The sequence below is a fragment of the Enterobacter sp. SECR19-1250 genome (genome assembly GCF_013391025.1).
GTDB lineage: Bacteria > Pseudomonadota > Gammaproteobacteria > Enterobacterales > Enterobacteriaceae > Enterobacter > Enterobacter cloacae.
Genome location: NZ_JACASJ010000126.1, coordinates 1 through 12,230 on the forward strand (window position 1 = coordinate 1; position 12,230 = coordinate 12,230).

Sequence of the window (12,230 nt, forward strand, 5' to 3'; positions counted from 1 at the left end):
CGCTCCGGATGAATATGATGATCTCATATCAGGAACTTGTTCGCACCTTCCTTAATGCAATGCGAAAAATCGCAACGCAAACACATTATTTTTGAACTTGCAGAGGCGGATGTTGGTCAACACATCAGCCGGTTACGTCCGGTGGTACGTTTGATCAATGCGCTGGGTGCGCGTGTGGCGGTGACACAGGCGGGCCTGACGCTGGTCAGTACCAGCTGGATCAAGGAGCTGGATGTGGAATTATTAAAGCTACATCCGGGGCTGGTCAGGAATATTGAAAAGCGCACGGAAAACCAGCTGCTGGTGCAGAGTCTGGTGGAAGCGTGCAAGGGAACGCGAACACAAGTATTTGCCACGGGCGTGCGCTCCAGAGGCGAATGGCAGATGTTGACAGAGCGTGGCGTGATGGGCGGTCAGGGGGATTTTTTTGCCGCCTCTCAGCCGCTTGACACCAATGTGAAAAAATATTTGCAAAGATACTCTGTTTGACCTGCCGTTTACGCTGTTTTCACGTAGAATATCGCGCCTGTAGCTTTGAGTATGACGAGCAAAAAGCCAGTGAACGACCTTTAGCGGGTTACAAATGAAAGTGAGGAACGCTACTGTGTACTCAGCCCTGAGGGAGTCAGGGGAGAATTTGTAACAGAAGGAAACGTACTGCACAAATTTTCACCGCAGCAGGTGATTTTTGCGCCTTGTCGCTGCTGCGTGTGGTTGGTAAAGTAAGCGGATTTTGTTTTCCGCCCCAGCTTTCAGGATTATCCCTTAGTATGTTGAAAAAATTTCGTGGCATGTTTTCCAATGACCTGTCCATTGACCTGGGTACCGCGAATACCCTTATTTATGTAAAAGGACAAGGCATCGTATTGAATGAGCCTTCTGTTGTGGCCATTCGTCAGGATCGTGCCGGCTCGCCGAAAAGCGTAGCCGCAGTGGGTCATGACGCGAAGCAGATGCTGGGTCGTACCCCAGGTAACATCGCCGCGATCCGCCCAATGAAAGACGGCGTTATCGCTGACTTCTTCGTGACTGAAAAAATGCTTCAGCACTTCATCAAGCAGGTTCACAGCAACAGCTTCATGCGTCCAAGCCCACGTGTGCTGGTTTGTGTGCCGGTCGGTGCGACCCAGGTAGAACGTCGCGCAATTCGCGAATCTGCTCAGGGTGCAGGCGCGCGTGAAGTGTTCCTGATTGAAGAGCCAATGGCTGCGGCTATCGGTGCAGGCCTGCCTGTTTCTGAAGCTACCGGTTCGATGGTGGTTGATATCGGTGGTGGTACCACTGAAGTGGCCGTTATTTCCCTGAACGGCGTGGTTTACTCCTCTTCTGTGCGTATCGGTGGTGACCGTTTCGACGAAGCGATCATTAACTACGTGCGCCGTAACTATGGCTCCCTGATCGGTGAAGCGACCGCTGAGCGCATCAAGCACGAGATCGGTTCTGCTTATCCGGGTGATGAAGTTCGCGAAATCGAAGTGCGCGGCCGTAACCTGGCGGAAGGTGTGCCACGCGGCTTTACCCTGAACTCCAACGAAATTCTGGAAGCGCTGCAAGAGCCGCTGACCGGTATCGTGAGCGCGGTGATGGTTGCGCTGGAACAGTGCCCGCCTGAACTGGCGTCCGATATCTCTGAGCGCGGTATGGTTCTGACCGGTGGTGGTGCGCTGCTGCGTAACCTCGACCGCCTGTTAATGGAAGAGACAGGTATTCCTGTCGTAGTTGCAGAAGATCCACTGACTTGCGTCGCCCGTGGTGGTGGCAAGGCGCTGGAAATGATCGACATGCACGGCGGCGACTTGTTCAGCGAAGAGTAGTCATGGTGAAAGGGTAGCGAATCGCTACCCTTTCTCTCTGACACGAGAATACGCATAGCCTATGAAGCCAATTTTTAGCCGTGGCCCCTCGCTACAGTTTCGCCTGATCCTGGCGGTTCTGGTTGCGCTTGGTGTCATTATTGCCGATAGCCGCCTCGGTACGTTCAGCCAGATCAGAACGTACATGGATACCGCCGTCAGTCCTTTCTACTTTATATCCAATGGTCCCCGTGAACTGCTCGACTCCGTTTCTCAAACGCTGTCCTCACGTGACCAACTCGAACTTGAAAACCGGGCATTGCGCCAGGAACTGCTGCTGAAAAACAGCGAACTGCTGATGTTAGGGCAATATAAGCAGGAAAATGCGCGTCTGCGTGAGCTGCTTGGATCGCCGCTGCGTCAGGATGAGCAGAAGATGGTGACGCAGGTGATCTCCACCGTAAACGATCCTTACAGCGATCAGGTGGTGATCGACAAAGGTAGCGTGAATGGTGTGTATGAAGGTCAGCCTGTTATCAGTGATAAAGGTGTGGTGGGCCAGGTGGTCGCCGTCGCCAAACTGACCAGCCGTGTACTGCTGATCTGCGATGCCACCCATGCGCTGCCTATTCAGGTTCTGCGTAACGATATTCGCGTCATTGCGGCGGGTAACGGCTGCACGGACGATCTGCAGCTGGAGCACCTGCCAGCCAACACGGATATCCGTGTGGGCGACGTGCTGGTCACCTCCGGTCTGGGTGGACGTTTCCCTGAAGGGTATCCGGTTGCGGTTGTCTCTTCTGTGAAGCTTGATACGCAGCGTGCCTACACCGTGATTCAGGCGCGTCCAACGGCGGGTTTACAGCGTCTTCGCTACCTGCTGCTGCTGTGGGGAGCCGATCGTAACGGTGCCAACCCAATGACGCCTGAAGAGGTGCATCGCGTTGCCAATGAGCGCCTGATGCAGATGATGCCGCAGGTTCTTCCTGCTCCGGATGCGATGGGACCACCTGCGCCAGTACCCGCGCCGGCCACCGGGATAACGGATGCGCCGCCACCGCCTAAACTCTCATCCGGAGGGCAGTAGTGGCCAGTTATCGTAGCCAGGGACGCTGGGTTATCTGGCTCTCGTTTCTCATCGCGCTGTTGCTGCAGATAATGCCCTGGCCGGACGACATTCTTGTTTACCGGCCAAACTGGGTATTGCTCATTTTGCTCTACTGGATCCTTGCCCTGCCGCACCGCGTAAATGTTGGCACAGGCTTTGTAATGGGTGCCATACTGGATCTCATTAGTGGCTCAACGCTGGGTGTTCGTGCGTTATCCATGAGCATCATTGCATATCTCGTTGCACTCAAATTCCAGCTCTTTCGTAACCTCGCGCTCTGGCAACAGGCGCTGGTCGTGATGTTGTTGTCGCTTGCCGCGGATATCGTTGTTTTCTGGGCAGAGTTTTTAGTGATCAACGTCTCTTTCCGACCCGAAGTATTCTGGAGTAGTGTAGTCAACGGTGTGCTCTGGCCGTGGCTGTTCCTGCTGATGCGTAAGGTTCGCCAGCAGTTTGCTGTGCAGTAAAAGGTTTCTATGACGTCTATCTATCTTGCCTCCGGTTCTCCACGTCGTCAGGAGTTGCTCACGCAGTTGGGCATCGCTTTTGAACGTATCGTTACCGGCATCGAAGAAAAACGTGCTGAGGGCGAAAGTGCTCAGCAGTATGTTTCTCGCCTGGCGCGTGAGAAAGCGCAGGCTGGCGTTGCGTGCGTGCCACGCGACCTGCCGGTGCTGGGGGCGGATACCATCGTTATCCTTAACGGTGAAGTGCTTGAGAAACCGCGAGACGCTGAGCATGCAGCACATATGCTGCACAAAATGTCCGGGCAAACGCATCAGGTGATGACCGCGGTGGCGCTGGCGGACAGCAAGCACGTGCTGGATTGTCTGGTGGTGACGGACGTGACCTTCAGAGTACTGACCAACGACGAGATCGCCGCGTATATTGCCAGCGGTGAACCGATGGATAAAGCAGGTGCATACGGTATTCAAGGGCTGGGTGGCTGTTTTGTCAGGAAGATAAATGGCAGCTATCACGCCGTAGTCGGCTTACCGCTGGTGGAAACGTATGAGTTGCTGAGCAATTTTAACTCACTGCGTGAGGGAAGGGATAATTATGACGGCTGAATTGTTGGTAAACGTAACGCCATCGGAAACCCGTGTGGCCTACATTGATGGTGGCATTCTTCAGGAAATTCATATTGAGCGTGAAGCGCGACGCGGAATAGTAGGCAATATCTACAAAGGTCGTGTCAGCCGCGTACTGCCGGGTATGCAGGCGGCTTTTGTAGATATTGGACTGGATAAGGCGGCATTTTTACATGCCTCCGATATCATGCCGCATACCGAGTGTGTCGCAGGCGAAGAGCAAAAGCAGTTTGCCGTACGCGACATTTCAGAGCTGGTGCGTCAGGGGCAGGATCTGATGGTGCAGGTGGTGAAAGACCCCCTTGGCACCAAAGGCGCCCGTCTGACAACCGACATCACGTTACCTTCCCGTTACCTGGTCTTTATGCCCGGCGCGTCGCACGTGGGGGTTTCCCAGCGTATTGAAAGTGAAAGCGAGCGCGAGCGCCTTAAGAAAGTGGTCAGCGCCTACTGCGACGAACAGGGCGGGTTTATCATCCGAACCGCCGCCGAAGGGGTTAGCGAAGAGGATCTGGCATCCGATGCGGCTTACCTGAAGCGCGTCTGGACCAAGGTGATGGAGCGTAAGAAACGCAACCAGACCCGCTATCAGCTGTACGGTGAGCTGGCGCTTGCCCAGCGCGTGCTGCGTGATTTTGCTGATGCTCAGCTCGACCGAATCCGCGTGGACTCGCGCCTCACCTACGAAGCGCTGCTCGAATTTACCGCTGAGTACATCCCGGAAATGCCTGGCCTGCTGGAACATTACACCGGGCGTCAGCCAATCTTCGATCTCTATGATGTCGAAAATGAGATCCAGCGTGCGCTGGAGCGCAAGGTTGAACTGAAGTCCGGCGGTTATCTGATCATCGATCAGACCGAAGCAATGACCACCGTGGACATCAACACCGGTGCGTTTGTCGGCCATCGCAACCTGGATGACACTATCTTCAATACCAACATTGAAGCGACACAGGCCATTGCGCGCCAGCTTCGTCTGCGCAACCTGGGTGGCATTATCATCATCGACTTTATCGATATGAATAATGAAGACCATCGCCGTCGTGTGCTGCACTCGCTTGAGCAGGCGCTGAGTAAAGATCGCGTGAAAACCAGCATTAACGGCTTCTCACAGCTGGGGCTGGTGGAAATGACGCGTAAACGGACCCGTGAAAGTGTGGAACATGTGCTGTGTAACGAGTGTCCAACCTGCCACGGACGCGGCACCGTAAAGACGGTGGAGACCGTCTGCTATGAGATCATGCGTGAAATTGTCCGCGTTCATCATGCCTACGACTCCGATCGTTTTCTGGTCTATGCTTCCCCTGCGGTGGCTGAAGCGCTGAAAGGTGAAGAGTCGCACGCGCTGGCGGAAGTGGAAATCTTTGTCGGCAAACAGGTAAAAGTACAAATTGAGCCGCTCTATAACCAGGAGCAATTTGACGTCGTCATGATGTAAGACGCAGTTCGCTGCGTGAAAAAGCTGACAAGGAGAGATGCGTGAGGCGATTGCCGGGGATTTTACTGCTTACAGGGGCAACGCTAGTCGTGATTGTCGCGCTGCTCGTGAGTGGGCTGCGCCTCGTTTTACCGCATCTGGACAGCTGGCGTCCGCAGGTGCTGGCGAAGATCGAATCCGCCACCGGTGTGCCGGTTGACGTAAGCCAGGTCAGCGCCAGTTGGCAAAACTTTGGCCCGACGCTGGATGCCCGGGACATCAGTGCCAGCCTGAAAGATGGCGGCTATCTGAAAATCAAACGCGTGACCCTGGCACTGGATGTCTGGCAAAGCCTGCTGCACATGCGCTGGCAGTTCCGCGATCTCACCTTTTATCAGCTTCAGTTTTTGACCAACACGCCGATCTCTGGCGGGGATAACACGCAGAGCCTTGAAGCCAACCGCCTGAGCGATCTCTTCCTGCGTCAGTTCGATCATTTCGATCTGCGCGACAGCGAAGTGAGCTTTATTACCCTTTCCGGCCAGCGCGCCGAACTGAAGATCCCGCAACTGACCTGGCTTAACGGCAAAGAGCGTCACCGTGCCGAGGGGCAGGTGAACCTCTCCAGCCTGAACGGCCAGCATGGGGTCATGCAGGTCCGTATGGATCTGCGTGACGACGACGGCTTGCTCAACAACGGCAAGGTGTGGCTACAGGCTGACGACGTGGATGTGAAGCCGTGGCTCGGCGACTGGCTGCAGCAAAATATGCAGCTGGAAACGGCCCGTTTTAGCCTGGAAGGCTGGATGACCCTGACGAAAGGCGTGTTCGACAGCGGCGATATCTGGCTGAAGCAGGGCGGTGCAAGCTGGCAAGGCGAAAGCGAGCAGCATCAACTCTCCGTAGATAACCTCACCGCACATGTGACGAAAGAGAAAGGGGGCTGGCAGTTTGCCATCCCGGATACGCGCATCACCATGGACGGTAAACCCTGGCCGCGCGGCGCGCTGACGCTGGCATGGATGCCTGAGCAGGATGTCGGCGGCACGAATAATAAGCGTAGCGATGAGCTGCGTATCCGCGCCACGCATCTCGATTTGGCGGCCATTGAAGGGCTGCGCTCCATGGCAGCGAAGCTCTCTCCGGATTTGGGTGACGTTTGGCTGGCAACGCAGCCAAGTGGGGAAATTGACGCCCTCGCGCTGGATATCCCGCTGCAGGCAACCGAGAAAACCCGCTTCCAGGCGACGTGGAAAGATCTGGCCTGGAAACAGTGGAAACTGCTGCCGGGGGCTGAGAACTTCAGTGGCAAGCTGGAGGGCAGCGTTGAGAACGGCAGGCTGACCGTTGAGATGCATGACGCCAAAATGCCTTATGAAACGGTCTTCAGGGCACCTCTGGAAATTGAAAAAGGCAACGCGGTGCTTAACTGGCTGCGCAATGATAAAGGCTTCCAGCTTGATGGCCGCCATATCGATGTGAAAGCCAAAGCGGTTCATGCCCGCGGGGATTTCCGCTATTTAAAGCCTGAAGGTGAAGAGCCGTGGCTGGGTATTCTGGCGGGGATCAGCACCAGCGACGGTTCTCAGGCCTGGCGTTACTTCCCGGAAAACCTGATGGGTAAAGCGCTCGTGGACTACCTGAGCGGGGCGATCCAGGGCGGTCAGGCGGATAACGCCACCCTGGCCTATGGCGGTAATCCGCATCTTTTCCCATACAAACATAACGAAGGTCAGTTCCAGGTGCTGGTGCCGTTGCACAACGCTACCTTTGCGTTCCAGCCGGGCTGGCCTGCACTGAAAAACCTCGATATCGAGCTTAATTTTCTCAATGACGGGTTGTGGATGAAGTCAGACAGCGTCGCGCTGGGCGGCGTGACGGCCACCAACCTGACGGCAACTATCCCCGATTACTCAAAAGAGAAACTGCTGATTGATGCCGATATCAACGGGCCGGGCAAGGCGGTCGGTCCCTATTTTGAAGAGACGCCGCTGAAAGCTTCGCTGGCTGCCACGCTTGAGCAACTCCAGCTTGATGGCGATGTGAATGCTCGCTTACATCTGGATATCCCGCTGGACGGCGAAATGACCACCGCCAAAGGTGATGTCCGCCTGAACAACAACAGCCTGTATATCAAACCGCTGGAAAGTACGCTGAAGAACCTCAGCGGGCAGTTCAGCTTTGTGAACGGCAACCTGAAGAGTGAGCCGCTCACAGCCAACTGGTTCAATCAGCCCGTCAACATCGACTTCTCGACCACCGAGGGGGAGAAGGCCTACCAGGTGGCTGTCAATCTGGACGGTAACTGGCATCCCTCGCGGATGGATGTACTGCCGAAACCCATTCAGGAGTCGGTTGATGGTGCAGCCGCCTGGAAGGGGAAGGTGGATATTGAACTGCCCTACCACGCCGGTACAAAGTATAAGGTCGACCTTACTGGCGATCTGAAAAATCTCAGCAGCCAGTTGCCTGCACCGCTGGATAAACAGGCCGGACAGGCGCTGCCCGTGACGCTTAACGTCGTGGGCAACCTGAACAGCTTCGAACTGACCGGCAGCGCGGGTGGCACGAATCATTTCAACAGCCGCTGGCTACTCAACCGTAAGCTGACGCTGGACAAAGCCATCTGGACGACGGACAGCCGAACCACGCCTCCGCTTCCGGATCATCAGGGTATTGAGCTGAATCTCCCGCCGATGGATGGCGCGCAGTGGCTGGCGCTGTTTCAGAAAGGCGTCGGGCAAAACGTGGATGAGGCGGCGCAGTTCCCGCAAACCGTCACCGTGCGCACACCGTCGCTCATGCTGGGTGGGCAACAGTGGAACAACCTGAGTATCGTCTCTCAGCCCACGGCTAACGGCTCGAAAGTAGAGGCTCAGGGCAGGGAGATCAACGCCACCCTGATCATGCGCGATAACGCCCCGTGGCAGGCGGCAATCCGCTATCTCTACTACAACCCGGCAACGGCGGGCGGGAAAGATCAATCGACTCCGGCATCGCCGTTGAGTAACACTTCCCGCGTGGACTTCAGCGGCTGGCCGGATCTGCAACTGCGCTGTGCTGAGTGCTGGCTGTGGGGACAAAAATATGGCCGCATTGACGGTGACTTCGCGATTCAGGGCAACACGCTGAGCCTCACGGGCGGGCTGGTGGATACCGGCTTTGGTCGTCTGACGGCCGCGGGCGAGTGGGTGAATAACCCAGGCGAACAGCGCACCTCGCTGAAAGGCGACATTAAGGGTAACAAACTGGATGCAGCAGCCAATTTCTTTGGTATCAGCACGCCGCTGCGCGGCTCGTCATTTGACGTCGATTACGATCTTCACTGGCGTGACGCGCCGTGGAAGCCGGATGAGGCCTCGCTTAACGGCATACTGAAAACCCGCTTCGGAAAAGGTGAAATTGCCGATGTGAGCACGGGACGCGCCGGGCAGATCTTGCGTCTTCTGAGCTTTGATGCACTGCTGCGTAAGCTGCGTTTTGATTTCAGCGATACCTTCAGTGAAGGGTTCTACTACGATTCCATCCGCAGTACGGCATGGATCAAGGACGGCGTTATGCATACGGACGACACGCTGGTGGACGGCCTGGAAGCGGATATCGCCATGAAGGGCTCGGTTAACCTTGTACGTCGCGAGCTGGATATGGAAGCCGTGGTGGCGCCAGAAATCTCCGCGAGCGTGGGAGTGGCAGCCGCCTTTGTGGTGAACCCGATTGTTGGTGCTGCGGTGTTTGCCGCCAGTAAAGTGCTGGGGCCGCTGTGGAGCAAAGTCTCTATTCTGCGCTACCGCATCACCGGTCCGGTGGATAAACCGCAGATTAATGAAGTGCTGCGCCAGCCGCGCAAAGATGCACAGCAATGATTTGACGTGGGCAGGTAATTGCCTCAGTCTCAATAAATACGATCTTTATACCGCCACAGGCGGCAACGAACGAGTAGCAATACGATGAGTCTGAACCTGGTAAGTGAACATTTGCTCGCAGCGAACGGCCTGAGCCATCAGGACCTGTTCTCCATTCTTGGTCAACTGACCGAACGCCGTCTCGACTACGGCGATCTCTATTTCCAGTCGAGCTATCACGAATCCTGGGTTTTAGAAGACAGCATCATCAAAGATGGTTCTTACAACATTGACCAGGGCGTTGGCGTGCGCGCCATCAGCGGCGAGAAAACCGGTTTTGCCTATGCGGACCAGATAAGCCTGGCTGCGCTGGAGCAGAGCGCGCAGGCGGCACGTACCATCGTGCGTGACGCAGGCGATGGCCGTGTTAAAACGCTGGGTGAGGTGCAGCATTCTGCGCTCTACACCAGCATCGACCCGCTGCAGAGCATGAGCCGTGAAGAGAAGCTGGATATCCTGCGCCGCGTGGACAAAGTGGCGCGTGCTGCTGATAAACGCGTACAGGAAGTGTCTGCCAGCCTGAGCGGTGTCTATGAACTGATTCTGGTCGCGGCGACGGACGGCACCCTGGCGGCGGATGTCCGTCCGCTGGTGCGTCTCTCGATCAGCGTGCAGGTGGAAGAGGACGGCAAGCGCGAGCGTGGCTCAAGCGGCGGCGGTGGTCGTTTTGGTTATGACTGGTTCCTGGGTGACGTCGACGGTGAAGCCCGTGCGGACGCGTGGGCAAAAGAAGCCGTGCGTATGGCGATGGTCAATCTTTCTGCCGTGGCGGCACCTGCGGGGTCATTCCCGGTGGTACTGGGCGCTGGCTGGCCGGGCGTGCTGCTGCATGAAGCCGTGGGGCATGGTCTGGAAGGGGACTTTAACCGCCGCGGTACCTCCGTATTTAGCGGTCAGATAGGGCAGCTTGTCTCCTCTGAACTGTGTACGGTGGTGGATGACGGTACCATGGTTGATCGCCGTGGCTCTATCTCCATCGATGATGAAGGTACGCCGGGTCAGTACAACGTGCTGATCGAAAACGGTGTGCTGAAAGGCTATATGCAGGACAAACTGAACGCGCGCCTGATGGGCGTGGCGCCAACGGGTAACGGCCGTCGTGAATCTTATGCACATCTGCCGATGCCGCGTATGACCAACACCTACATGCTGCCAGGCCAGTCCACGCCGCAGGAGATCATTGAGTCTGTTGATTACGGGATCTTCGCGCCAAACTTTGGCGGTGGTCAGGTGGACATCACCTCCGGTAAATTCGTCTTCTCTACGTCAGAAGCGTATCTGATCGAAAAAGGCAAAGTGACCAAAGCGGTGAAAGGCGCGACGCTGATTGGTTCCGGTATCGAAGTCATGCAGCAGATCTCCATGGTCGGTAACGATCTCAAGCTGGACAACGGCGTGGGCGTCTGCGGTAAAGAGGGCCAGAGCCTGCCAGTGGGCGTGGGCCAGCCGACACTGAAGGTCGATAACCTCACGGTGGGCGGCACGGCGTAATTTTCTCCCCTCACCCTAACCCTCTCCCCAACGGGGAGGGGGGAAATACCTACTCTTTCCTTCTTCCCCGCATGCCCTGAAACAGTTCCGCAACCTCCACAAAATACTCGGTCAGATAGTTAATGCACACCTGCACCTTAAGCGGCAGTTTGTCTTTTTCGGTATACAGGGCATACACCGGACGCGGATCGGACTGGTAGCGAGGGAACAGGATCTCCAGCACCCCGCTGTTGATCTCATTGATCACCCACATTAACGGGACGTAAGCGATCCCGGCGCCCGCCACCAGCCAGCGCGAGATGGTCATCGGGTCGTTGGTGACAAACCGTCCTTCCGGCAGCAGTCGGGTAGAAATGCCTTCCGGGGCAATCAGTTCAAATTCATTATCGGGGCGGACGCTGTACTCCAGCCAGGAGTGGTTGGCGAGATCGGCTGGTTTCTCCGGCACGCCGTACTGCGCCAGATAGCTCTTCGAGGCACAGACCACCATCGGCATACTCCCGAGTCGACGGGAGAAGAGGCTGGAGTCCTGCAGCGCGCCAACGCGGATCACCACATCCAGCCCGTCTGCGATCAGGTCCGGGGCGGGAATACCGGTAACCAGATTCACGGTTAATCCCGGATATTCTTTCAGCATCTCTGCGGTCATGGCGGCGAGAACATTTTGTGCCATAGTTGAAGAACAGCCAATCCGCAGTGTCCCGATGGGCGTGTTGTTAAAGGCATAGAGCTGCTCGTGAACATCCTGCACTTCATGCATCATGCGGCGACAGCCCTGATAGTAAATTTTACCCGCCTCCGTCAGACCAATACTGCGGGTGCTGCGGTTGAGCAGCTTCACCTGCAGTTCATCTTCCAGTTTTGACACCGTCTGACTGATGGAGGAGACGCTCATCTGCAACTGCCGGGCAGCAGCAGTAAATGAGCCAAGTTCAACCACTTTGGCGAAGACCGACATGCGTTTTAAACGTTCCATTGTTCACTCTGGCTTAAAAGTGATTTAGATCACATATTATAGATAACAGCATAACAGTTACGTTAATATATTATTAATTACATAACGGCTGCGCCATTCTCGCCCGGCGTTTCTTGCTCTCCCGCGGTGGCGTGCGCTAAAAATTCTGAAGCCTGCACTCTCTCTTATCAAGGTCAACATGAGTCTGTTTCCCGTTATCGTGGTGTTCGGTCTGTCGTTCCCACCGATATTTTTCGAGCTTCTTTTATCACTGGCGATCTTCTGGCTGGTGCGCAAGGTGCTGGTTCCTACCGGGATCTACGATTTCGTCTGGCACCCTGCATTGTTCAATACCGCGCTGTATTGCTGCCTGTTCTACCTGATATCGCGCATGTTTGTCTGAGGTTGATGTGAAAACGCTAAGGAAGGTGCGAATAAGCAGGTCATTTCTTCCCAAGCTGACTCGCTGATTA

At 55.8% G+C, this 12,230-nt stretch carries 9 protein-coding genes and 1 pseudogene; 9 read left to right on the top strand and 1 reads right to left on the bottom strand.

Annotated elements, in window-relative coordinates; translation table 11 throughout:
- Nucleotides 1–48: 48 nt before the first annotated feature.
- From HX884_RS22830 to tldD, 8 genes and pseudogenes are all read left to right on the top strand, one after another.
- Nucleotides 49–489 (top strand): annotated as a pseudogene (locus HX884_RS22830) (EAL domain-containing protein); the annotation flags it as partial.
- A 281-nt stretch (nt 490–770) separates the two neighbouring features.
- Nucleotides 771–1,814, top strand: a complete 1,044-nt coding sequence (gene mreB, locus HX884_RS22835; RefSeq protein ID WP_000913396.1) for a rod shape-determining protein MreB — start codon at nt 771–773, stop codon at nt 1,812–1,814.
- A gap of 61 nt (nt 1,815–1,875) precedes the next feature.
- Nucleotides 1,876–2,880: a rod shape-determining protein MreC gene (gene mreC, locus HX884_RS22840; RefSeq protein ID WP_013098986.1), complete on the top strand. Its 1,005-nt coding sequence runs from the start codon at nt 1,876–1,878 to the stop codon at nt 2,878–2,880.
- Nucleotides 2,880–3,368 carry a rod shape-determining protein MreD gene (gene mreD / locus HX884_RS22845; protein WP_013098985.1) on the top strand — a complete coding sequence of 163 codons (489 nt, stop codon included), beginning with the start codon at nt 2,880–2,882 and terminating at the stop codon, nt 3,366–3,368. The genes mreC and mreD overlap by 1 nt, the downstream gene beginning before the upstream one ends.
- Nucleotides 3,369–3,377: 9 nt before the next feature.
- Nucleotides 3,378–3,971 carry a nucleoside triphosphate pyrophosphatase gene (locus HX884_RS22850; protein WP_038420713.1) on the top strand — a complete coding sequence of 198 codons (594 nt, stop codon included), beginning with the start codon at nt 3,378–3,380 and terminating at the stop codon, nt 3,969–3,971.
- On the top strand, nt 3,961–5,430 hold the full coding sequence (rng, locus tag HX884_RS22855) for a ribonuclease G (RefSeq protein ID WP_014833490.1): 1,470 nt from the start codon (nt 3,961–3,963) through the stop codon (nt 5,428–5,430). The genes HX884_RS22850 and rng overlap by 11 nt, the downstream gene beginning before the upstream one ends.
- A 41-nt stretch (nt 5,431–5,471) precedes the next feature.
- A complete protein-coding gene (gene yhdP, locus HX884_RS22860) occupies nt 5,472–9,272 on the top strand; it encodes an AsmA2 domain-containing protein YhdP (RefSeq protein ID WP_178328837.1) in 3,801 nt (1,266 codons plus the stop codon).
- Between the two features lie 84 nt (nt 9,273–9,356).
- A complete protein-coding gene (gene tldD, locus HX884_RS22865) occupies nt 9,357–10,802 on the top strand; it encodes a metalloprotease TldD (RefSeq protein ID WP_178328838.1) in 1,446 nt (481 codons plus the stop codon).
- A 49-nt stretch (nt 10,803–10,851) separates the two neighbouring features.
- Here the strand turns inward: tldD and aaeR are convergent, their stop codons facing one another.
- A complete protein-coding gene (aaeR, locus tag HX884_RS22870; protein WP_013098979.1) occupies nt 10,852–11,778 on the bottom strand; it encodes an HTH-type transcriptional activator AaeR in 927 nt (308 codons plus the stop codon).
- Between the two features lie 178 nt (nt 11,779–11,956).
- Between aaeR and aaeX the strand changes: the two genes are divergently transcribed.
- Entirely contained in the window at nt 11,957–12,160 is a 204-nt protein-coding gene (gene aaeX, locus HX884_RS22875) for a p-hydroxybenzoic acid efflux pump operon protein AaeX (RefSeq protein WP_003860416.1), read from the top strand.
- The last annotated feature ends 70 nt before the right edge of the window (nt 12,161–12,230 follow it).

What these genes read in the sequence shown, in the direction of transcription:
- mreB (WP_000913396.1), top strand. Translation starts at nt 771, where the DNA reads ATGTTGAAAAAATTTCGTGGCATGTTTTCCAATGACCTGTCCATTGAC.
- mreC (WP_013098986.1), top strand. Translation starts at nt 1,876, where the DNA reads ATGAAGCCAATTTTTAGCCGTGGCCCCTCGCTACAGTTTCGCCTGATC.
- HX884_RS22850 (WP_038420713.1), top strand. Translation starts at nt 3,378, where the DNA reads ATGACGTCTATCTATCTTGCCTCCGGTTCTCCACGTCGTCAGGAGTTG.
- rng (WP_014833490.1), top strand. Translation starts at nt 3,961, where the DNA reads ATGACGGCTGAATTGTTGGTAAACGTAACGCCATCGGAAACCCGTGTG.
- tldD (WP_178328838.1), top strand. Translation starts at nt 9,357, where the DNA reads ATGAGTCTGAACCTGGTAAGTGAACATTTGCTCGCAGCGAACGGCCTG.
- aaeR (WP_013098979.1), bottom strand. Translation starts at nt 11,778, where the DNA reads ATGGAACGTTTAAAACGCATGTCGGTCTTCGCCAAAGTGGTTGAACTT.
- aaeX (WP_003860416.1), top strand. Translation starts at nt 11,957, where the DNA reads ATGAGTCTGTTTCCCGTTATCGTGGTGTTCGGTCTGTCGTTCCCACCG.